Origin of the sequence: Paenibacillus tyrphae (assembly GCF_024158745.1) — a bacterium.
Classification (GTDB): domain Bacteria; phylum Bacillota; class Bacilli; order Paenibacillales; family NBRC-103111; genus Paenibacillus_G; species Paenibacillus_G tyrfis_A.
Map to the genome: position 1 here is coordinate 1 of NZ_JAMZAW010000082.1, position 305 is coordinate 305.

The 305-nt window shown below is 53.8% G+C and carries 1 rRNA gene; it reads right to left on the bottom strand.

The features are described 5' to 3' along the window. Positions 1 to 305 (bottom strand): 23S ribosomal RNA (locus NI000_RS36610); the annotation flags it as partial.

Consider the following 305-nt stretch of genomic DNA (forward strand, 5'->3'; position numbering starts at 1 on the left):
CATACCAGCCTCACTGCTTGGACGAGCATCCATCAGCTCGCGTCACTATCCTTCTGCGTCACCCCATCGCTCATAACGGTTCACGGTGGTACAGGAATTTCAACCTGTTGTCCTTCGACTACGCCTTTCGGCCTCGCCTTAGGTCCCGACTTACCCTGAGCGGACGAACCTTCCTCAGGAACCCTTAGGCTTACGGCGGATCAGATTCTCACTGATCTTTTCGTTACTCATACCGGCATTCTCACTTGTATGCAGTCCACCAGTCCTCACGATCTAGCTTCTACCCGCATACAACGCTCCCCTAC